Raw genomic sequence first — 22,662 nt, forward strand, 5'->3', positions numbered from 1 at the left:
CCCTCAAAAGTCGTTGCTATAGGCGCGCTTCACCATGAAAGGCTCGGTCCAGAATCGAGCGTGTTCCCCGATAGCTCAGTGGTAGAGCATTCGACTGTTAATCGAATGGCCGTTGGTTCGAATCCAACTCGGGGAGCCATTTTCATATTCCACTTTTCCAAAAACTTGCCGATTTTTTGCCGGACTTAGGGCGCGAAACCCTGTCATTCGGTGACGAATCTTGTCTAGCGAATCAAGACAGATAGCGATTTACCATGACGGGGAGGATGTAGGAAAGCCGCCCCTGCCCTCGGTCGGGGAAGGAATCAGGCAGCTTGCGCCAGCGCAACCTGATTGCGGCCGTTCCGCTTGGCCTGATATAGCGCCTGATCAGCTCGATCCATGGCATCGCTCAGGGAATCGGAATCTGCCAGAACAACCAGACCAAAACTTGCAGTAATTTTGTGATCCGTAGCCAGTTCGGGATGGGCAACAAACCGTAGCGAATCACAGATATGCTGCGCCAGAAGCTCCGCCGTTTGGAGCGGAATCCAGTCGGTCAAAATTGCAAATTCCTCGCCACCGGTCCGGGCTACCTGACCTTGGTCCATACAAAGACCAGAGGCGGTCTTTGCGACTCTTTGCAGGACTTTATCTCCCGCCGCATGACCATATTGGTCGTTCACGCGCTTAAAATGGTCGATGTCAAACAGGATGAGGACTCTCGTGTAATCTTCGTTCCGATCCTGATTTCTGACAGCGTTGTATAGCCCTTTGAGACCACGCCGGTTTAGCAGGTTCGTCAACGGATCGCGGTTGGACTGCCCGTGGTAATGCCAGACCATGTCGAGCCCGGCAGCGTACAAGAGCACCACCGCAAGGGCGAGCGCGCAGATACCGCTGGTGAAATGGAGTATCCAGGCATATTCCGATTGCGAGTAGCTCTGCTCGGTCAGAGTCAGTCCGTGCAGGGAATAGACGAACAAGATACGCACGATGAAAATGACCGCTACGGTTGCAACGACACCGAACAATGCGCGGTCTATGACCTTTCCGCCCGCCTTCCACAAGGGCGGCAGCGCAAGGGCCAGAAGGATGGCCGCCACCACGCTGACCAGAACCGAACGAATGGAAATATCAGTGGCGACAAAAGTCAGCACGGCAAAGGCCGTTATGGCTGATGACAAGATAAGTCCGACCAGAACATTGGGAAAAGCCGCATTGCACCGAACATATATCGCCTTGGCAATGGCCAGACTGAAAATCCAGAACAGGCTGGTTGACGCATAAATAAAACCGATATTGGTCGATTCGTGCCGCGTGCTGTCGATGACATATGCTGCCAAAGCCGCAGAATAAGCGACGGCAACCCATCCGGGAAACGGCTGGCGCTTGTTGAAGAAATGAATGAGCCAGAATACCAGCGCAAAAATCGCCAATATCAAAACCGTTTGGATATGAAAGCCGGAATTCTCAGACATCCTGTTCAATCTACCGGCTATCTGTCAATGAATTGTTAACCTGCTGGCCCTTCATTTGGCCTTGGGATTCCAAAGTTCGTCAAAGTTCAGGCCAACAATGCATTTTCCGAATAAGATAATTGAACTTCACTATGCCCGGCAATACATTCTAATAAAAGGATAATAAAATAACAAATATACTATTCATCCTTCTAAAGCGAAAAGCGCCTCGTCGGCGAAAGAAGTTATTGTTGGTTACAAATTTAACGGTCTTCTCCTGCGCCGTGGATATGCTCATTGATCATTGAGGCGCTCGACAGAGCGACTATCGGCAGGCATCCGGCCATATGAGCATAGTCATGACCAGGCCAACCATCCGCTATTTTCTCAATCTCAAACCCACAAAATCCGCGCGGCCACATAGAGTATCAACAACGCCGTCAGCCGTCTGATCCATATCTCGGGCAAAGCCTTGCTCGCCAATATGCTGCCGACCTGACCGCCCAGCAGCACCCCGAGGAATAGCGGCCAATAGGCGAGAATTGCCTCTCCGCCACTGCTCAGACCCGATTTCATCAACTGCCCGCCAAGACCGGCGATCGAATTGACCAGAATGAACACGCTGGCCGTCGCAGCAATGCGGCGACTGTCGGCCCAGCGGGTCAGCAGCAGGATCGGTGCGAGGAAAATGCCGCCTCCGATGCCGACCGTGCCGGACAGAAACCCGATGGCTGTGCCAATGGCGGGAGCGAACAACTGGTGACCGGTCCATTGTCCCCCAATAGCCCTTGCCCGCCTGATAAACGGTTCGATGATCAGTAAAACGCCCGCAGCGGCCAGAGAAATACCGAGCAGGAGCATGAAGCTGTCCTGCTCCAGGACCATGCGACCGCCGAGCCAGGCAGCCGGCACCGATAGCAACAGGATGGGCCAGATCTTCGACCAGTCAATCAGTCCGCGCAACTGGAAGCGGATGGTCCCGCCGGTCACCACGATAATATTGCATAGCAAAGCGATGACCGGCAGCGCCCGGTAATCGAGCGCCGCCAAAGCCAGCAAGGCGATATAGGTAGAACCACCGCCGAAGCCGACGCTGGCATAGAGTGTGGCGGTTGCCGCAAACAGCAGGGCCAGGACGAGAATTGAAAAATCCATTTCGGTTCCCGCCAGGCCGAGTCGAATTCAGATCAGAACTTGCCGTGGCAATGCTTATATTTGCGTCCGGAACCGCAAGGACATGGAGCATTGCGGCTGACCTTGCTGCCATCGAACGCGTCATGAGGATTATCCAGTTGTCCGGATTGCCGTGGCGGCAAGGTGGTCGAAACCGTCCCCAAAGTGCCGCCGTCGATATCATTGCTGTTATCTTCCCCGGTCAGCGGATCAATATGCGTGGTCAGGAAATCCGGCAATTCAGGCAATTCAGGCACGGCAATCTCTTCCTGCCGCTGGAATTGGCTGATCGCGATCGTCTTGGTCACGCCTTCCCGGATAATTTCCAGCATGCGCTCAAACAGGCCAAAGGCTTCCTGTTTATATTCGTCGAGCGGTTTTTTCTGGGCATAGGCACGCAGGAAGACCACCTGGCGCAACGCATCGAGTGTTGCCAGATGCTCTTTCCAGTGATGGTCGAGCAGTTCCAGCAGAATCGATTTTTCAATCTGCGGCCAGACACCCGGATTCTCGCTCTCCACCTGTGCGACTTTGGCTTCGAAATCGGCATCGGCCATTTCGGAGATTCGCGTTTCGATAATTTCCGGTTCAAGCGCATCTTCCTGCATCCAGTTGTCAAAATCGGGTTCAAGATTGAGCACCTCCTTGACCCGGGTTTTCAGGCCTTCAACGTCCCATTGCTCCGGATAGGTACCGGGCGGACAGGCATCGGCAACGATCGCATTGACCGTTTCATGCCGCATGTCTTCGACGACATCACCGACCGAATCGGCGTCCATAATTTCAGAGCGTTGCTCGTAGATCACCTTGCGCTGGTCGTTCATCACATCATCATATTCGACGACCTGCTTGCGCGCTTCGTAATTGCGCGCCTCGACCTTTTTCTGGGCTGTTTCAATCGCTTTCGACAACCATTTGCCACCGATTGCTTCGCCATCCTCTAGATTCTTGTTCATCATCTTGGCAAACATGGTTTCGGTGCCAAAGATACGCAGCAGGTCATCCTCAAGGCAGAGATAGAAGCGACTCAGGCCCGGATCCCCTTGCCGACCGGAGCGTCCGCGCAGCTGGTTATCGATCCGGCGGCTTTCATGCCGTTCGGTGCCGAGTACGAACAGGCCGCCCGCTGCCCTCACCTCTTCGCGCAGCGCCCGCACCTCTTCCTCGATCTTGGCAATCGCCTTGTCTCTTGCCGGCCCTTCTTCCATGTCGCCAAGCTCTTCCTCGATCCGGAAATCGATATTGCCGCCGAGCTGAATATCGGTGCCGCGACCGGCCATGTTGGTCGCGATCGTAACCGCGCCGGGGGAACCCGCCTGCGCCACGATATGGGCTTCCTGTTCGTGAAAGCGGGCGTTCAGAACATTATGCTTCACGCCTTCCTTGTTCAGGAAGTTCGAGAGCAGTTCGGATTTTTCGATCGAAACGGTGCCAACCAGAACCGGCTGCCCCTTGTCGCTATGTTCCTTTACGGTTTTCGCGATCGCGGCAAATTTGTCGAGTGTATTCTTGTAAAACTCGTCATTTTCGTCGATCCGCTGCACCGGCTTGTTGGTCGGGATGGTGACGACGTTCATCTTGTAGATTTCGAAAAATTCTGCCGCTTCGGTTTCCGCGGTGCCGGTCATCCCCGACAATTTGGGATACATGCGAAAATAATTCTGGAAGGTGATCGACGCCATGGTCTGGTTCTCGGGCTCGATCTGAACGCCTTCTTTCGCCTCGACCGCCTGGTGCAGTCCATTGGACCAGCGCCGTCCTTCCATCATTCGTCCGGTGAATTCGTCGATGATGATGACCTTGCCATCCTTGACGATATAGTCGGTATCACGTTTGCGCATGACATTGGCCATCAACGCCTGATTCAGATGATGGACGACCTGGGTATTCTCGAAATCATAGAGATTGCTACCAACCAAAAGCCCCGCTTCCTCAAGCAGACGTTCGGCCTTTTCCGTACCTTCTTCGGTCAGCGACAGATTGCGCGATTTCTCGTCTTTTTCATAATCCTCATCTGTGAGATGCTGAACAACGGCGTTGACCGACAGATAAAGATCAGATTTGTCATCGGTCGGACCCGAAATAATCAATGGAGTCCGGGCTTCGTCGATCAGGATTGAATCGACTTCATCAACAATCGCGAAGTTGAACGGTCGCTGGACCATCTGGGAACGCTCGTGCTTCATATTGTCGCGCAGATAATCGAAGCCGAATTCATTATTAGTGCCGTAGGTGATATCCGCCGCATAGGCGGCCCGGCGCTTGTCCTCACCCAGATTTGGCACGATCACGCCAACCTCCAGACCAAGGAAATTATAAACCTGGCTCATCCATTCCGCATCACGGCGGGCAAGATAGTCATTGACGGTGACAACGTGGACACCCTTGCCTTCAATCGCGTTGAGATAACAGGCGAGTGTTGCAACCAGGGTCTTGCCTTCGCCAGTCCGCATTTCAGCGATTTCGCCGCGATGGAGCACGATACCGCCGATCAGCTGCACATCATAATGGCGCTGCCCGAGGGTTCGTTTGGCCGCTTCCCGCACGACCGCAAAGGCTTCCGGCAAAATATCGTCGAGCGATTCACCGCCTGTGACACGTTCCTTGAAATATGCTGTTTTGGCAGCAAGCTCTGCATCCGAAAGCGGCTCGATTTCAGGTTCGAATGCGTTGACCGCATCGACCACTTTTTGCATCGATTTTACATAACGGTCATTGGCTGACCCGAAGATAGATTTGGCTAAACCGCCGAACATGACATTTTCCAATTTATAGATTTTGCCGGCCAACAAGAGGCCGTGAATAGAATGAATTTAGGGAGATTTTCGTGCCATTCAACGATGGCGCGACAGAGAATGGCGCTAGGGCGCGCCTTCTTCATGCTCCAGCTTGTCGCCAGCTTCTGAACGCATCGCGACGACCGCCCATGCCTGTTGCTTGCTATCCGCCTTGTTCAAGGCCAACGGAACAGGAATCAGGCATTCTGCCAAAGCGCAGAAGCGATAATCCGACGCCCCTGTCTTTGCCGTTTCGATCACGGAATGTTGATCGGCGATCGAGGATTCTGAAAGATTGGCGGTGCTTCCCAACTCAGGCACCATGCGCTCTGCCGCTGCTGCTGACGCAGGCATGGCCAAGCCAACAGCGTTGAATAGCAGCAACATAAAACTTGCAAAATATGCGTTCATGGACAAGGCCCCGTCAATATCAGCGCGTTCTAACAAAACATTGGATAAAGGCAAGTTAAGTGTCGGACAAACTTTCTCCCCTGGCCCCAACACAATCTCCCGTTTTACCCGATATCGAGGGCGTATCCTGCCGCATTGCGCGGGCGCATTACAAGGATTGGGACCGCTGCGATCTGACTTTTGTCGAACTGGCAGCGGGAACATCGGTTGCCGGCGTGCTGACGCAAAGCAAATGTCCCTCGCCCGAAGTCGAATATTGCCGGGAAGCCCTCAAGGGCGGCAAGGCGCGCGGTCTGGTCGTCAATGCCGGCAATGCCAATGCCTTTACCGGCGCGCGCGGCAAGGCTGCGGTGCAGAAAATATTGTCGCTGGCCTCGGCGCACCTTGGATGCGCGGAACATGAAATATTCGTGTCCTCGACCGGGGTGATCGGTGTGCCGCTGCCGCAGGACAAGGCCGAAGCGGGTCTGAAAGCGGTGTTCGCAGCGGAGCCCTGCAGCTGGGAAGAAGCGGCGGCAACGATCATGACGACCGATACCTTCCCGAAAATGGCGACCACGAGCGCGATTATCGGTGGCCAGACGGTCCATCTTAATGGGATTATCAAGGGTTCGGGCATGATCGCACCGGATATGGCGACCATGCTCGGCTATATTTTCACCGATGCAACGGTGGACGCGGGCTTTCTGCAGCAAATGCTGAGCGCTGCAACCGGCAAGAGCTTCAACTGCATCACCGTCGACAGCGATACATCGACCAGCGATACCGTGCTGGCCTTTGCCACGGGGCAAAATTCCGCCCCTGCCCTGACGTCCTTTGACGACAATGGCACCGATGCCTTCCAAGCGGCGCTGAACGATCTGTGCATGCAGATGGCGCATCTGGTGGTCCGCGACGGCGAAGGCGCGAGCAAATTTATCGAAATTGCGGTGACCGGCGCGGAAAGCGACGACAGCGCAAAACGCATTGCCCTCTCGATTGCCAATTCGCCGCTGGTCAAGACCGCCATTGCCGGCGAGGACGCCAATTGGGGGCGGGTCGTCATGGCGGTCGGCAAGGCCGGTGAGCCAGCGGACCGTGACCGGCTGGCCATCGGCTTTGGCGGCGTCACCGTCGCCCGCGACGGTCTCGTCGTGCCGGATTATGACGAGGAACCGGTCGCCGCGCATCTCAAGGGCAGCGAAATCGACATCGCTGTCGACATTGGTCTGGGCGAAGGCCGGGCAACGGTCTGGACCTGCGACCTCACCCACGGCTATATTGAAATCAACGCCGACTACAGGAGTTAGATCCTTGCACAGTCTCTATCAGCCCGTCCTCGACATCATCGAAAAAGCGGCGCGCGATATTGTGCTGCCTTATTACCAGAATCTGAAATCGCACCAGATCGATGAGAAAACACCCGGCGATCTGGTGACGGTCGCCGACAAGCTCAGCGAGGAATATATCGCCGGGGCGCTGTCGGCATTGCTGCCCGAGACCAAGATTGTCGGCGAGGAAGCCTTTGCCGCCGATGAATCGGTGCTGGACCAGCTGGCCGACGGCCAAGTCTGTATTATCGATCCGATCGACGGAACCGGCAATTATGCCGCCGGACGGGGGCCTTTCGGAATCATGATTGCGCTGGTTGAGGAGAATGAAACCGTTGCCGGCTGGCTTTACGACCCGCTGACCGGGCGCATTTGCCATGCCGAGAAGAACGGCGGCGCCTTTATAAACGAGGACCGGGTCGCCGTTCCCGAAGATCATCCGGAAAAACCCGTTGCGGCGCTGGCAACCGGGTTCATGACACCGGAGGAGCGCGACACTCTACTCGCTGCAGCGGAGCCTTTTTACGAGATTGTCGATATCCCACGCTGCGCAGCCGAACAATATCCGCGACTGGTGGAGGGAACTAACCATATTTCGGTATTCAAGCGGACCCTGCCCTGGGACCATGGGTCCGGTGTGTTATTTCTCAACGAAGCAGGCGGAAAATGCGCGCGCTGGGATGGGTCGGATTATCGCCCCGCAGACCGCAGGAAAGGGCTACTCGGCGCTTCGTCACCGAAACTCTGGGACGAAGCAGCCGAGCGGCTCGGGGATATTTTCAGAAACTAGGCAGGAAGGCTGGATTCAAGCCAGGTTTTCAGCTGGCTCTTCGGAGCCGCGCCGACCTTGGTTTCAACCGGTGCGCCATTGTGGAACAATATCATAGTCGGGATGCCACGCACGCCATATTTGGCAGGTGCATCCGGGCTGTCGTCGATATTGAGCTTGGCGATGGTCACCTTTCCGGCCAGTTCGTCGCTGATTTCTTCCAGCGCGGGGCCGATCATTTTGCAGGGCCCGCACCATTCTGCCCAGAAATCGACGAGCACGGGGCCGTCAGCCTTCAGGACATCGCCTTCAAAACTTGCGTCGGTAATTGCTTTGGTAGCCATAACGAATCTCCAATTGTTCGGACCCTATCTAGTAATGGTCGGGCCTCGGCTCAAGCGCGGTAGCAGAAAGCTTTTTCATATCGGCTCAAAGCCCGGCTTGTGCCGTTCGATCAGATCCGGGGCCAGTTCCAGCATTTGCGGGCCGTGCGAATAGAGCAGCCCGGCCTTGATCGAACGATCCGGGAATATCTTTTCCAGCGCGGCGACATAGGCCGCCATCTGGCGCAGATAGGCGACGGGCGCCTGTTCGGCATTGTCGGGCACCCGGCGACCGGTCTTGAAATCTACGACATAGATCTGATCGTCGGTGATCAGCAAGCGGTCGACCGTACCGGAGATGACATGGTCGCCGACCACCGCGGCTATCGGCGCTTCTGCAAGGCTTTCCGGCGCAAAAAGCGCGGACCAGGCCGGATTGTCCATGACCGTCAGAACCGTCTTGATGATCTCTGCGCGGCGCGCCGGATCGGTGATCTGCTTCTGCTTTTCCAGCCAGCGGTCGGCGACATCCATCCGGCGCGCCGGCGCGATATTCGGCAATCGCTGAAACAGGCTGTGCAACAATATCCCGCGTTCGGCAGCGTCGCGCATGGTCAGGTCCGGCGGCGGATTGCTGGCATCGTCGGGGCCGAGATGCGAGGGGGTCAAGGGTCGCGGCGGGCGCGATTCTTCCGGAGCAGCGCGGAATAGCCAGTCAGGCGGCGGTACTTTGCCGACATCCTGGTCAATGCCATCATCTATGGCAGGCGCTATCGCCGGCTTGTTCTGGCTCTCCGTCCGATATTCCCGCACCGCAAACCAGTCCGGGTCTTCGCGCCATTCACTGCCCAAGGCCGTCAGACCGCGTTCCATAGCTCCATACCAGCTCAGTTCCGGCACTTCGCCTTTCGCTCTTGGGCCAAGAACGCCAGCCACGACCAGATGTTCTTCCGCGCGGGTCATAGCGACGTAGAGCAGCCGCCAATGTTCTTCCATCGCGACCTTGTCGGCATAAGCGGCATGTTCGGCCAATATGCCGACGCGCTCGGCCTTGCGGACCGGTACCACCGGATATTCCAGTTCGCGACCGGTCCCTTCGCCCAGTTTGATGCTGAAACCACCGCTTTTCTTGCTCGCGGGATCGAAGGTCGCATTGGCGAGGATCACCAAGGGTGCCTGCAATCCCTTTGCGCCATGCACGGTCATCAGGCGCACTTCATTGCCGCCCTCGACCTGCTCGCGCTTGATTTCGACATCGCCGCGGTCGAACCAGTCGAGAAAGCCCTGCAAGGTTGGAATATGATCCCGCTCAAAGGCCAGTGCCGTCGCCAGCAGTTCGTCGAGCGGGTCCACCGCTGCATGGCTGAGGCGGGACAATAATTTGCGCCTGCCCTGCATCGGGCCGGACAATATAGTCTCGAGAAACTGGTACGGCGTGTTGAAATCGGCCATCGCCAGCAATTGCATCAGCGGCTTGATCTGCTCGCCCAGCCCGTCCTGTCTGCGCAGAAATTCCCAGAGGCTCTTCTCGCCATGGTCCTTGCCGCGATGACCGCGCGCCAGCAAATCCTCCTGCGTCCAGCCGAGCAAAGGCGAAACCAGCAGGCTGGCGAGGTTGAGATCGTCATTCGGCTGCAGCACGAAGCGAATGGCCGCGAGCAGATCCTGCACCACCAGTGGCTGGTTCAGACGGATACGGTCGATCCCGGCCACAGGCACCTTTTCGGCAAACAGACGGGCGACGATCAGCGCGCTCAGCTCGTCGCGCTTGCTCACCAATATGAGGATGTCCCTGGGTTGCAGCGCCCGGTTTTGCCGGTCCAGCCAAAGCGGATTATCCGGAGACAGCCATTGCTTGATCTGCAGCGCCAGTTGCTGGGCAAAGACACGCTTTTCCTCGCTGGCCCAGGATTCCTCGTCCTCGTCATCACCATCGCTGGTGTTGGCAATCGGCCTCCACAAAGTCACGCTGCCGCTCGCGTCGAGATAATTGCTACGATGTTCCGGGATTTTCTGGTCGAGCCCCAATTGCTCATGGCTCAGCTGTTCCAGCGTCGCATCGACAACCTTCAATATCGGCGGCGTCGAGCGGAAACTGCGATCCAGTGACAGGTCGCCAAACGGTTTTTCCGATGCCTCTGCCAGACCGAAAAATTCAGTGCGGGCATTGGCATAATTATGGGGGCTGGTGCCCTGAAAGCCGAAGATCGCCTGCTTGAAATCGCCCACCGTGAACAATGTCCGGTGCCGCTCGGGCTCCACGCCCATGCCGGCAAAAAACTCGCCGGCGAGCGCGCGGACGATATCCCATTGGGCGACATTGGTGTCCTGCGCCTCGTCGATCAAGATGTGATCGGTACGCTGGTCGAGCTTGTAGCGGATCCATTCCGCCATATCGCTTTTCTGCAAGAGCCGGGCGGTCATCCGGATCATATCGTCAAAATCGACAACACCGTGCAGCCGCTTCGCGTCAGCATAGCGATGATAGAAAGCGCGTCCGGCTTCCAGCGCTCCGGCGAACAGGTCAGCATATTCGAACAGCACCGCTTTTTCGAGCAGGCCGTTGCTCCATTCGAACAGGGAACAGGCGATGAAATCATAGTCCGGAAGCGCTTTGAGCAGCCCCTTGGTGGGTTTGGGCGGTGCGCCGGTGGTCTTGGTCGCCCAGGCCAAATGAACATCGGGCAAGGCGGCTGCGCGTTCTTGTGGGTCGAGGCTCAGCCAGAGGCGGATCGCAAGCTGCCGTTCCTGTTCCTTCTTGCCGCCGGATTCCGCCATGGCATCGCGCAACAGGGTGATTGAGCGGAGGTCGATTGCTTCGTCGCTGCATCGGCTCGCCAGCCACGACTGCGCATCGCCGTCAATTGGCAGTCCCAGCAGGCCGCGAACAAAGGGGAATATGCCCGTGGCCAGCCCTTCCATCGCATCGGCTTTGGCCGCGCAGGCCATCAAAAACTGTTCAGTCGCCTCCTCACCCATCCGGACGCTCAGGCGCTGAATAGCCTCGACAATCTGCGGGCGCCCGGCCTTTTCTTCCTCGAGCAGCAGATCGCCCAACGCCTCGCGCGCCAATATCTTCTGGTCGCGGTCCTCGATCGGCTTGAACATCGAGGCGATACCCGCTTCTTCGGGAAAGGATGCAAGCAGCGACTGGCAGAAGCCGTGGATCGTCATGATCCGCAGGCCCCCGCCCTGCGCATCGAGGACCTGGGCGAACAAGGTTCGCGCCCGGGCTCTGGTGTCGGGTCCAGTCGATGCGCCGATTGCTTCCAGATCCTTGGCCAAAAGCGTGTCGTCCATCCGCACCCAGGCGGCCAGTTGCCGGTTGATCCGTTCCGCCATTTCGGCTGCGCCCGCCTTGGTGAAGGTCAGGCAGAGAATATGCTCGGGGTCGACCTTTTCGGTCAGCAGCAGCCGAAAGACGCGGGCGGTCAAGACCTGGGTCTTGCCGGTACCGGCCGACGCGCTGAGCCATATATTGGTCTCTGGCTCGACCGCATCGATCTGCCGGTCCTTGAGCGGAAAAATTTTCGGTTTGCCGCTACTCATCATCAGCCATTTCTGCCGGTGCACGACCGTACCATTCCTCGAGCCGCATCAGCTGGTCATAATCAGCATAGCGGGCATATTCCGGATGCAACTTGGCGGTCATCGGCTCGGTGCCCTTGAGATATTGGTCGGCGGCCTCGTTGAACCGGGCGACGGCGTGGTCGACCATGGCGTCCGCCGGGATGATATTGTCGCCGCGCCCTTTTGTAGGTGTGCGAACATAGCCGAAATCGTCGGTGCCGCCCTTTTTCGCCAGCGCCCAATATTCGAAGGCGACCGCCTCCCCTTCAATATCCTTGAAGCCGCCCAGTTCGGCGATGGCAGCGAGCAGGCCAAGCTGCAGATTATAGCCTTCGGCCACCGCCTTGTTGCTCGGCGCGCCACCGGTCTTGTAATCGACAATGGCGAGACCGCCATCGGGCATCCGGTCGATGCGGTCGGCGATGCCCGACAGCTCCACACCGGCAATCTCGGCCTTGCCGTATATTTCCGAGGCCAGCGGTTCACGGCCGCTCTTGCGGCCCTCCGCCAGCGTCGCGGCGATCCAGTCCAGCCCTTCCAGTAGGCGCGGCGCCCATAGACTGCGCATCAGCGGGTGGAGGCCGGGGTCGTTGAGGAACGTCTGCGCCCTCTCGCGCAACGCTGCCGGCACATAATCGTCCTGCTTGGCCCATTGTTCGAGAATGTCGTGGATGATTGTTCCGCGCCACGCTGCGCTCGGGTCGGCATCGATCATGTCGAGCGCGGCAAAGCCCATGATCTTTTTCGCGTAGAAGGAATAAGGATCGGCGATCAGACTATCAACCTGGGTGACCGAAATCGGGATATGCCGCTGCTCTTTGCTCGGCAAGGGAGCGGGGCGTGCATATGGCCGGGGTTCGCTTTCCGGCTGGTCTATCGCCGAGAGCCAGGCGCGGACCTGCGGATGTTCCTTCAGATTGTCGCCGCACATGCCCTTCAGCCGGAGCAGGAAACGCGAGGCAATTGCCGGTCCGGAATCATCGCGGTGCGCGCGGGAGAGAATGACTTTTTTCGCGCCCATCGCGCCGACCAGATCATGTGCGGAAAGGCCGATTTGCCGTTCCTGCGCGGGCAGGCCGAGCGACTTGCGGATCATTGGTGCGAGCCATGGATCGGGCGTAATCGCCTGCGGCCAGCTACCCTCGTTGAGGCCGCAGCAAATCACCAGTTCGGACTGTTGCAGGCGCGCTTCCAGCAAGCCGTAAAGCGCGATCCGCGGATGGCCTCCGTAGGGCGGGCGAACGGAGATATCGGCCATCAGGGTCTCGAAATAGCCGGGCAGCTCATTTGCCTTGATTCGGATCGGTCCCATTTCCGCGCGTATCTGCAACTTGGCCAACAGATCGGCCAGTTCCCGGCCGCCCGGACCGGCCCAGATCGCGCCATCCGTCAAATTCTCGGCGAGTTGCCGCAACTGGTCGAGGAGTTTCGGCCAGTCGAGCGCAGAGGCAAATAGGCTTTCCATCGGTTCGAACATGGTGCGCACCGATTGCCACCATGGCGTGATGGCGGCGCGCAAGGTTTTCGTCCGGTGATTTTCGGTCCGCAAGAGCGCGTCAATTCCCGCCAGTCCCGGTGCCGGACGCGGACCGCGCAGCAACAGGTCGAGCTTGCGGACATGGTCGAGCCATTGCAGCCGCCCTTCCCCGCGCTTCACCAGCGGATGTTTGAGCAAAGCGAGATATTCGGCCGGTGGGAATCCGTCGGCGACTGCGGACAGAAGGTTCAGGAAGAATACGCCCTCCGGCAGTTTTGCCAGAGGCTGGCCGGCCGTGTCGTCTACCTGGATATCCCAGCGTTTCAAATGCGCCGAGATACGCGTTGCCAAAGACCGGTCCGGCGTGACAATCGCCACCCGCTGGTCCGGGTCTTCCAGCGCCTCGCGCGCGAGCAGCGCGATGACCTGCGCTTCCTCGGCGCTGTTGCGCGCCTCGATCGTCTGCACCCCTGCGAGGCTGCGTTCGCTGCTATCCAGCGTCTGCCAGCGCACGGTCAGCTTCGGGATCGCGAAGGCATTGCTCAGCGCCCGGCTGCGTTTGGCTGCCGCGCCGCTTTCGCCAGTGCGCGGCCAGCGTAATATTTCGCCGCGCGCGATCGACATCCGGTCGAGCAGCAATTTTATATGATATTGCGGATGGGTTTCCTGCGCGCGCTTTATATAACCGCTGTCGGGGTCGGGCTGGAACGGGCCCAGCATATCCCATTCCTCGTCCGGCATGATCAGATCGAGGTCGGGAAGGACCACCAGCCCCTGAGGCATGAACGATATGGTTTCCAGAAAACGGGCAATGGCGGGAGCGGAAGTTGTGATACCCGCGGCAACAACAAAATGATCGGGTGGCGAAGTCTTCCAGCTTTTGGCGATATGGTCAAACAGGGCGTTGCGGCGCACCGCCTGGTCGACCCGCTGCCATTTTTCCAGTTGCTGCCGCCATTTTTCGGCGATGACCAGGAAGAAGCGGTAGGAATCCTGCCAGTGGCTCGACAGGTCGAGACTTTTCGGCTCCGTCTTCATCAGATCGGACAGCGAGATTTCCTCGACATTCAGCTGGTCAAGCGTGCTGGCGAATTCGCGCGCCAGCCGCAGCGCGTCCTTGGCCAATATGGCGTCGTCGCGCAGCCGGATTTTCTTCTGGATCAACTGCGCCAGCGTGAGCAGGCGGTCCATCGGATCGACAGCCGCCGGAATATCCAGCGCCAGTTCCCCGGAATCGAGCGCCACGCCGATGGATTCATCCAGATCAAGATCGCCGATCACCGCCATTTGCGGGAGCAACAGCCCGTCTTCACTCAGCCGGACAAAGGCTTCCTGCAACGCCCGCTGGGCGCGGTTGTTGGGCAATATGACGAGACCGCGAGCCAGCCCGAAGGCGTCCTTAGCAAAACGGTCGATCAGTCCTTGGGCAAGTGCATCGGCAAAGCCGCCATGCGCGGCAATATTGTAGATGGATGGCCGGCGGCGGTCAGACATTCGCCAGCGCGGCTTCTGTCGGCGCTATCGCTTGCGGCGAGCCAACCTCGAACCATTGGCCCTCGTGAACCGCGCCGAACAGGCGGCCCTCGCCGATCGCTCGTTCCCACAATATATTGGTGGAAAAAGCACCTGCGGGCGCATCGCGTAGCAGTCGTTTGGAAATCAGCTGGATGCCGGAATATATCAACGGCGCCTTCTGGTCCGGAAGCTTGCGCGAAATCCGCTTCTCGTCATCAAGATGGAAATCGCCGTCACCCTTGTAATTGTGGGCCGCTTCGCGCGCTATCAGCAGCAGCAGCGCGTCCATCCTGTCCCCGTCCCATGCCTGCGCCAATTGCTGCAGGCTGTTGGTCGGCCCGTCGGTCCAGAGATTATCGCTGTTAATGCAATAAAAAACATCTTCCTCGATTAGCGGCTCTGCCAGAACCAGTCCGCCGCCTGTCTCGAGCAGCTGCGCTCGCTCGTCGGACACCCGGATGTCGATCGGATAGGGCAAAGCGGCAAGATGCGCTTCCATCATGTCGGCGAGATAATGCACGTTGACCACGGCCTTACCAATGCCCGCCTCGACCAGTTTCTCGAAACAATGATCGATCATTGCCTTGCCGGCGACTTCGACCAAAGGCTTGGGTCGCGTTTCAGTCAACGGGCGCATCCGCTTGCCCAGTCCGGCCGCCATGATCATCGCGGTGTCGACCTTCATCATTTCGTTACGCCCGCCATCGGCATCGGCTTGCTCCGGACTTCCGCAGAAATATTCCGGTCAAACCACTCTGCCATCGGTTCAAGCGCCGGATGCCGCAGGTCCTTCTCCAGCAAGCGCCACATTCTGGGCAGGAAATCGAGATAGCGCTGCTTGCCGTCCCGCATGCAAAGACGGGTAAAAATACCAATGATCTTGGTGTTCCGCTGCGCGCCCAAAATGGCATAGTGACTGCGAAAATCCTCTGCCGCGTCCTTGCTATGGCCGGACAGATAATAAGCGAGCATGGTTGCTTCCAGCTCGTCCGACACATCGCGACGGGCGTCCTGCAACATCGACACAAGATCGTAGGCAGGATGGCCAATCAGCGCGTCCTGAAAATCCAGCAAGCCGAGACGACCGCCCTCGAGCAGCATGATATTCTCGGCATGATAATCCCGCATCACCGTGACCGGTGGATTTTGCGCCGCTATGACCGGTGCAAGAATTTCCCGCCAGATCGCTTCGAAACCCTCTGAATCGACGTCCAGTTGCTGCGCCGGACAATACCATTCGGTCAGCAAATTCACTTCCCGCAAATATTGCTGTTCGTCATAAGCGGGCAGTTCCGCAGCCGGTACCCGATGCAAGGCCTGCAACAGATCGATGACCTGACGGTAGATAGGCTCTTCGTCTTCCGGCTTGTGGTCGAGATGCTCGCGCATCCGCTGATCACCGAAATCCTCCAGAAGGACGAGGCCCTGCGTCAGGTCGCGTGCAAAAATCTCGGGCGCAGCAAAGCCGGAACCCGTCAGATATTCGGCAATCGCGATAAACGGCTTCGGGTCTTCATGCGGTGGCGGCGCATCCATCAGGATCGCCTTGCGGCCTCCTGCCTCGACACGGAAATAGCGCCGGAAAGAAGCATCCCCGGCGACCGGGGAAATCCGGGCATTATCCCACCCGTTTTTTGTCAAAAATTCTGCCGCTGCTACGGGCGGTTTCATGTCAGTGGCCATCGATCTTTCCAAGCGTCCCCGGCTGTCCAAGTCAACCGACGATTGCCGTCTCCCGTTATTTCAAGTTCAATCCTGAGCGCATCATGCCAAAAACTGTCGGGCATCCGGTCCGGCCACTCGACAATCATCGCGCCAAATTCCAGCGCCTCCTCGAGACCAAGTTCCGGAATTTCCTCCTGATCCTCGATCCGGTACAGGTCGACATGAGCAACCGGAATTCTGGTTTCCGGCGGTTCATATTGCTGCACAATAGCGAAGGTCGGGCTCGGCACTTCGTCGCCATAGCCCAGCCCTTCCAATATGCCTCTCGCCAGCGTGGTTTTGCCGGCGCCCAGCGTTCCGGTCAGCGCAAGCTTGTCGCCCATACGCAGCTTTGCGCCCAGTTTTCGCCCGACATCCAGCGTCGCCTGCTCGTTTTCCAGTAACATCATATTCTCATTGTCTCGGCAGGCGCAGGGTTACCAATGTTCCCTGCCCCGGTTCGGATGTCAGCGTCAGATCACCGCCATGCGCCATGATCAGCTGGCGCGCCAGGGGAAGGCCGAGACCGCCTACCTTGTCCGCCGCCTTTTGATCACGCGAGCGCGCGAAACTGTCAAAAGCCTTCGATTGCTGCCCCGCGGTCATCCCCGGACCATCGTCGGAAATATGGATCACCGCCTGTTTTACATTTCCGGAACCGTGAATGAGAACCCGTCCGCCGTCGCCGGTATATTTGATCGCATTGTCGACGATCTGGGAGATCGCCTGATTGAGTCTTTTCTTGTCCGCCATGGCCGAACCGAGCGTCGCATCCAGCTGCAATTCCACTCCGATCGTTTTTGCTTTTGCGTCGTCGGCGAAATGCCCGGCAATATCCTCGATCAATTTGTTGAGATTGACCTTGTCCTTGGCAATCGGCAGCGCACCGGCTTCGCTTTGGCTCAGGTCGAGAACATTGTCGATCTGGGTGCCCAGACGTTTGACGGACTGAAGAATTGCCCGAACATATTCATGGCCCTGATCGGTCAGCGGTCCGGCGATCCCCTGATCGAGAAGCTCCGCAAAGCCCCCAATCGATGTCAGCGGTGTGCGGAACTCGTAGCTCATGTTGGACAGGAAACTGCCCTTGATCGAATCGGCTTCGACCAGCGCTTCGTTACGCTCGCGCAGCGCCTGTTCGATCCGGTAACTGTCCGAGATATCCAGCATGGTAAAAAGCGCATTGCCGTCGGGCAGCGGGATGGCGGCAAATTCATAGCGGCGTCCGTCGGCAAAGCTGATCCGTCCGCCTCTTTGTCGGCGTTCGGTCGTCGCACTGCGCACCATTTCCCGGACTTCCGAAATCCGCGCAGGCTGTTTCAATTGCTGCGCCATTTTCTGCATCAGCAAATCCACCCGCGGATGCTTACCAAGGTCCCCTTCCTCAAGCCCCCAGTTGCTGGCGAATTGATGGTTCCAGATATTCAATTTCCCGTCGGCGGCAAAAACGGCAAGCGATTCGAACAGATTGTCAAAAGTCGCCGTCCTCACCCGTAGCAGAGTGTCACGGGCGCTCGCCAGTTGCACCTGTTCGGTTCGGTCCTCAAAAATGACCAGCAACCCGCCATCCGGGGTGGGGTTCGCCAGCACCCTCAGATGTGTGCCGTCAGCCAGAAGCCAGTTCTCTTCAATCCCGTCGGCGGACTGGAACCAGCTGGTCCGCTCTTCGCGCCATTCCGGGAAATCGCGAACCTCCGGAATACGGTTCATTTCCCGCATCCGGTCCAGAACACGTGGAAATTCCGGTCGTTCCGCTATCCACTGCTGTCGCATGGAGAAAATACGCTTGAACGGGAGATTACAGAATTGCAGCGACTTGTCGGAATTAAACTGGACAACGCCAGCGGAAATCTTGTCGAGCATGTCGCGCTGCGACTCACTGAAGCGCCGTTGCTCCCGCCGTGCGTCTTCCAGCTCCTGAATATCGATCGCATAGCCCGCGATACCGGATTTACCGAGCGGCACATCGACCACCTGGGTCATCCGTCGTTCGCCACCGACCGTCGTCGCGACGATCCGTTCCAACGGCTCGTTTCGCTCTTTCGCCCGTGCAGCGGCGTCGACGGGACTGAACCCGTCGATGGTTTCCACCAGCTCGATACCGTCTGCGATCACCTGCGCGCCGCTCTTGGCATCGACTGCGGCCACATAGGCACTATTCACCAATGTCAGGCGCAGGTCGGGTGAACGGTGCCACATGGGGACCGGGGCCGCCTCGATCAATGCGGAAAGAGCATCAAATGCCGCGCGCGCCGCTTCATACTCATCGCGCAGCCTTTCGATCTGACTTTCGCTGTCGGTAGCGTCAAAAACCCAAAGAAGCGCGCTGCCGTTGGGCGCTATTTTCTGATCTGCCAGCCCGCCGCGGATCAGCAGCGCCTTGTCCGATCCGGCAACCCGTATCGCGCGAACAAAGCTGCTGCCGGTTTTTTGCGCAAGATTGACGTCCTGCATCAGTTCTTCAAGCTCTTGCCGGCTCATCCCCCGGCCATCTTCATGCAGTTCCGAAATATGTGTCGGCAAGTGATCGAAACCGAGCCAGTGCATCAGCCGCTGCGATGCCTCCAGTTTACCGTCGGCTCGAACCAACAAGGGCAAAGCGGGAGAGGTTTCGAGTAACCGCCCCAGCCTTCCGGACTGACGCAAAGTGACATCGGCCTTTTTCTTCATCGCCAGACCGGTCCATATTGCCCAAGCGGCAGCCCCCAGCCAGGCAGCGAGAATCAGGCCCAAAATTACAGCAGTGAGGTCCGGGACGTTCGTCATTGACCCTTGCGATTAGACGGATAGTTAACCTACGAAAACCCCTATTCTTTATGACTTGGAAATGTGACGCAGGCTAAGCTATTATCGGCATCCCATCAAACTGGAGCGTAGCCATGCCGATTGACGAGAGCCGGATCTTCAAACCGATCAATATCGCATTGCTGACCGTCTCGGATACGCGCACGCCGAAAGAGGATAGTTCGGGCGACATATTGGCCGAACGGATCGAAAAAAAGGGCCACGTTCTTTTCGATCGAACATTGCTGCGCGATGACAAATCAATTCTCGTCGCTCAGCTGCATCAATGGATCGATGATGAAGAAGTGGATGTTATTATCACAACCGGGGGGACCGGGCTGACCGGCAGAGATATTACACCGGAAGCGCTCGATGCCGTCAAGGACAAGGATATTCCCGGTTTCGGAGAATTATTCCGTTATCTGAGTATCGACAAAATCGGCACCTCAACGGTACAATCCCGGGCTTGCGGCGTGGTTGCGCGCGGCACCTACATCTTTGCATTGCCCGGCTCCAATGGTGCCGTCAAAGACGGCTGGGACGGCATATTGGATAGCCAGCTTGATAGCCGTCATCGTCCCTGCAATTTTGTTGAACTGATTCCAAGATTGCTTGAAAAATAAGGATTCAATTTCTTTGTTCTTTTTATGTTCTCATAGTATGAACGGCAAATGCGCCCGAAAAACCAGAGATATGCCGAGACTCGGAAAGGCCGAGGTGCGCCAACCAATGCAGCGCCACAACGATTCAATCTTCACGACCGGGAGATCGACGGGGACTGGCTGGACGAAAGAGACGTTATCGGGGATGGCGCCTCGAAGCTGAGGACGACGGTCACGACCGAATTCCCGAAATCGATCATCAATTACAATGTATCGCCCGATCTTCCGTTCGATCGTTCGATAAATGCCTATCGCGGATGCGAGCACGGCTGCATCTATTGCTATGCGCGCCCGACCCACGCCTATCATGACCTGTCTCCCGGACTGGATTTTGAAAGCAAACTTTTCGCCAAGCCGAATGCGGCCGATCTACTGCGCCAGACATTTGCCAAGCCGAAATATCATCCGGCGAGCATAGCCATTGGCACCAACACAGATCCGTATCAACCGATCGAAAAACGCTACCGGATCACCCGACAGATATTGGAGGTGATGCTGGAAACGCTCCATCCTGTAGCTATCACCACCAAATCCAATCGTGTGGTCGATGATATTGATTTATTGGAGCGGCTGGCAGCCCGACAACTGACCGCGGTGGCCATTTCGATCACCACGCTCGACCGCGAGACCGCGCGCTTGCTTGAACCCAGGGCACCTGCTCCGGCGCGACGGCTGGAAGCGGTTATGAAACTTAGCAAGGCGGGCATTTATGTACATGTCAACATTGCGCCGGTTGTGCCCGGAATTACCGACCATGAAATAGAAGCGATTGTCGCAGCCGCATCGGATCACGGTGCCAGCAGCGTTTCCTTCATACCGATGCGGCTTCCGCACGAAGTCGCACCGTTATTCGAACAATGGTTGGAAACATATTATCCCGAGCGCAGGTCAAAGGTAATGAGCATCATCAGACAAATGCGCGGCGGCAAGCGGAATGACCCCGCGTTCCACAGCCGGATGCGTGGTCAGGGGCCATGGGCGGACCTCATCCGTACCCGGCTTCTCATTGCGGCGCGCAAAACCGGATTGGCCAAGGGAAAAATCAGTCTCAGAACCGATCTGTTCCGGCGCCCTGTGATCAAGGGCAGCCAGTTGGAACTCTTTTAGGCGTCCACCAGACTCTTCAGCTTATAGTCCTTATATTGCTCGCGAATATTCCTTTTCAGGATTTTCCCGGTTGCGGTGTGCGGTAACTCATCGACAAATTTCACTTCATCGGGAAGCCACCATTTGGCAACCTTGTCTTGCAGATAAGACAGAACATCAGCCTCCGAAACATCGCTGTCCGGTTTGCGCACGATCAACAGCAAGGGCCGCTCGTCCCATTTCGGGTGATAGACGCCAACCGCCGCCGCTTCGGCCACGCCGGGACAACCGACAGCAGCATTTTCAAGCTCGATGGAGCTGATCCATTCGCCGCCGGACTTGATCACATCCTTGGCCCGGTCGGTGATCTGCATCGTGCCGTCGGGATGCAGCACCGCGACATCACCGGTATCAAACCAGCCGTCATCTTCGACAGCGTCCTCATCCGTTCGATAATAGCGCTGTATGATCCATGGCCCTCGAACTTCCAGCGTACCGCTTGTCTTACCATCACGGGGGGCGATATTGCCTTCCTCGTCAATCACACGCAGTTCCACGCCAAGCGGTGGACGACCCTGCTTGCAAATAACATCCACCTGGGCGTCAAAGTCGAGTTCATCCCAATTGGCCGGAAGCGCGCCAGTCGTACCAATCGGTGATGTCTCGGTCATGCCCCAGGCATGGGCGACGCGAATATCATTCTTCATTAGTCGTTCGATCATCGACCGGGGACAGGCCGATCCGCCGATCACGACAACGCGCAATTTGCCATAATCGCCGCCTTTTTCATCCATATCGGCAAACATCGACAGCCAAACCGTCGGCACGCCCGCACTATGCGTCACGCCTTCTTCGCGGATCAGTTTCCACAGAACCGGTGCATCATTGCTGGCCGAGAAAACTATCTTTGCTCCAACCGCCGCGCAAGCGAAAGGCAGCCCCCATGCATTGGCATGGAACATGGGCACGACCGGCAACATGACCGAGCGGGTCGCCAGATCCATAACATCGGGCTGGACCTCGGTTATGGCATGCAGGACGTTCGAACGGTGCTCGTACAATACGCCCTTCGGATTGCCAGTAGTGCCGCTTGTGTAACAAAGGCCACAAGGGTCATTTTCATCGACATCGACCCATTCAAAATCCCCGCTTTCCGCGTCCAGCAATTCGCGAAAGATGGGATAGTCGCCCTTTTCCCCGTCGAACTGAATATAATGTTCAACGGTTTTCAGCTGCGGTTTGAGCATCTCCACGATCGGGGTGAACATCTTGTCGAACAAGAGCACGCGATCTTCCGCGTGGTTGATGATGTAGACCAGCTGTTCCTCAAATAGCCGAGGATTAACGGTATGAAGAATGCCGCCGATACCCGCCGACCCATACCAGCTGATCAGATGGTGGGCATGGTTCATCGCAAGGGTTGCGATCCGGTCCCCTTTTTTCATGCCGAGACGCTGCATTGCCTGAGAGAATTTGCGAGAGTCGAGGCCGATTTCGGCCCAATTGCTGCGCGAGATGTTGCCGTCTGCCCAATAGCTGACGATCTCGCGGGTGCCATGCTCCCGCGCAGCATGATCGATCAAATTGGTTATCTTGAGCGGTCTCGCTTGCATTGCACCAGCCATATTGTCTCTCCACACAGTTATATTTGGCTGGCTTTTG

16 protein-coding genes and 1 tRNA gene are annotated in these 22,662 nt (G+C 57.4%); 5 read left to right on the forward strand and 12 right to left on the reverse strand.

What is annotated here, in order from left to right; genetic code table 11:
- The first annotated feature begins 64 nt into the window (after window positions 1-64).
- A tRNA-Asn gene (locus ACN0VD_RS12575) sits at window positions 65-139 on the forward strand.
- A gap of 166 nt (window positions 140-305) precedes the next feature.
- On the opposite strand, the gene ACN0VD_RS12580 is transcribed toward ACN0VD_RS12575, so the two are convergent.
- The 4 genes from ACN0VD_RS12580 to ACN0VD_RS12595 form a co-directional block, all read right to left on the reverse strand.
- Entirely contained in the window at window positions 306-1,460 is a 1,155-nt protein-coding gene (locus ACN0VD_RS12580) for a GGDEF domain-containing protein (RefSeq protein WP_417594759.1), read from the reverse strand.
- A 372-nt stretch (window positions 1,461-1,832) separates the two neighbouring features.
- Entirely contained in the window at window positions 1,833-2,594 is a 762-nt protein-coding gene (locus ACN0VD_RS12585; RefSeq protein ID WP_417594761.1) for a sulfite exporter TauE/SafE family protein, read from the reverse strand.
- A gap of 32 nt (window positions 2,595-2,626) precedes the next feature.
- Window positions 2,627-5,368, reverse strand: a complete 2,742-nt coding sequence (gene secA, locus ACN0VD_RS12590; protein ID WP_417594763.1) for a preprotein translocase subunit SecA — start codon at window positions 5,366-5,368, stop codon at window positions 2,627-2,629.
- Window positions 5,369-5,473: 105 nt separating this feature from the next.
- Complete coding sequence (locus ACN0VD_RS12595; protein ID WP_417594765.1) at window positions 5,474-5,800, reverse strand: hypothetical protein; 327 nt, start codon at window positions 5,798-5,800, stop codon at window positions 5,474-5,476.
- Window positions 5,801-5,859: 59 nt separating this feature from the next.
- Between ACN0VD_RS12595 and argJ the strand changes: the two genes are divergently transcribed.
- Window positions 5,860-7,089 (forward strand): bifunctional glutamate N-acetyltransferase/amino-acid acetyltransferase ArgJ, encoded by a 1,230-nt coding sequence (argJ, locus tag ACN0VD_RS12600; RefSeq protein ID WP_417594767.1) that lies wholly within the window; start codon window positions 5,860-5,862, stop codon window positions 7,087-7,089.
- Window positions 7,090-7,093: 4 nt separating this feature from the next.
- A complete protein-coding gene (locus ACN0VD_RS12605) occupies window positions 7,094-7,900 on the forward strand; it encodes an inositol monophosphatase family protein (RefSeq protein ID WP_417594769.1) in 807 nt (268 codons plus the stop codon).
- On the opposite strand, the gene trxA is transcribed toward ACN0VD_RS12605, so the two are convergent.
- The 7 genes from trxA to ACN0VD_RS12640 all read right to left on the reverse strand — a co-directional run bounded on the left by trxA (window position 7,897) and on the right by ACN0VD_RS12640 (window position 19,234).
- Complete coding sequence (gene trxA / locus ACN0VD_RS12610) at window positions 7,897-8,223, reverse strand: thioredoxin TrxA (RefSeq protein WP_100095014.1); 327 nt, start codon at window positions 8,221-8,223, stop codon at window positions 7,897-7,899. The genes ACN0VD_RS12605 and trxA overlap by 4 nt on opposite strands.
- A 75-nt stretch (window positions 8,224-8,298) precedes the next feature.
- The gene (gene addA, locus ACN0VD_RS12615; RefSeq protein WP_417594823.1) at window positions 8,299-11,754 is read right to left on the reverse strand and encodes a double-strand break repair helicase AddA; all 3,456 of its coding nucleotides are present in this window, start codon (window positions 11,752-11,754) and stop codon (window positions 8,299-8,301) included.
- Entirely contained in the window at window positions 11,744-14,743 is a 3,000-nt protein-coding gene (addB, locus tag ACN0VD_RS12620; protein ID WP_417594771.1) for a double-strand break repair protein AddB, read from the reverse strand. Before addB ends, addA begins: the two co-directional genes overlap by 11 nt.
- A complete protein-coding gene (locus tag ACN0VD_RS12625; RefSeq protein ID WP_417594773.1) occupies window positions 14,736-15,452 on the reverse strand; it encodes a nucleotidyltransferase family protein in 717 nt (238 codons plus the stop codon). Before ACN0VD_RS12625 ends, addB begins: the two co-directional genes overlap by 8 nt.
- On the reverse strand, window positions 15,449-16,435 hold the full coding sequence (locus ACN0VD_RS12630; protein ID WP_417594825.1) for an aminoglycoside phosphotransferase family protein: 987 nt from the start codon (window positions 16,433-16,435) through the stop codon (window positions 15,449-15,451). Before ACN0VD_RS12630 ends, ACN0VD_RS12625 begins: the two co-directional genes overlap by 4 nt.
- Window positions 16,432-16,875: a tRNA (adenosine(37)-N6)-threonylcarbamoyltransferase complex ATPase subunit type 1 TsaE gene (gene tsaE / locus ACN0VD_RS12635; protein ID WP_417594827.1), complete on the reverse strand. Its 444-nt coding sequence runs from the start codon at window positions 16,873-16,875 to the stop codon at window positions 16,432-16,434. Before tsaE ends, ACN0VD_RS12630 begins: the two co-directional genes overlap by 4 nt.
- Window positions 16,876-16,882: 7 nt before the next feature.
- Entirely contained in the window at window positions 16,883-19,234 is a 2,352-nt protein-coding gene (locus ACN0VD_RS12640) for an ATP-binding protein (protein ID WP_417594775.1), read from the reverse strand.
- Window positions 19,235-19,347: 113 nt separating this feature from the next.
- Here ACN0VD_RS12640 and moaB point away from each other — a divergent pair, with 113 nt between their 5' ends.
- Together moaB and ACN0VD_RS12650 are read left to right on the forward strand one after the other, a co-directional pair.
- On the forward strand, window positions 19,348-19,875 hold the full coding sequence (gene moaB / locus ACN0VD_RS12645; protein WP_417594777.1) for a molybdenum cofactor biosynthesis protein B: 528 nt from the start codon (window positions 19,348-19,350) through the stop codon (window positions 19,873-19,875).
- Window positions 19,876-19,923: 48 nt separating this feature from the next.
- Entirely contained in the window at window positions 19,924-21,021 is a 1,098-nt protein-coding gene (locus tag ACN0VD_RS12650; protein WP_417594779.1) for a PA0069 family radical SAM protein, read from the forward strand.
- Here ACN0VD_RS12650 and ACN0VD_RS12655 read toward each other — a convergent pair.
- Window positions 21,018-22,625: a long-chain fatty acid--CoA ligase gene (locus ACN0VD_RS12655; protein ID WP_417594781.1), complete on the reverse strand. Its 1,608-nt coding sequence runs from the start codon at window positions 22,623-22,625 to the stop codon at window positions 21,018-21,020. The two genes, ACN0VD_RS12650 and ACN0VD_RS12655, sit on opposite strands and share 4 nt — an antisense overlap.
- Between the last annotated feature and the right edge of the window lie 37 nt (window positions 22,626-22,662).

The sequence above is a fragment of the Parasphingorhabdus sp. genome, from assembly GCF_048267785.1.
Taxonomy (GTDB): domain Bacteria; phylum Pseudomonadota; class Alphaproteobacteria; order Sphingomonadales; family Sphingomonadaceae; genus Parasphingorhabdus.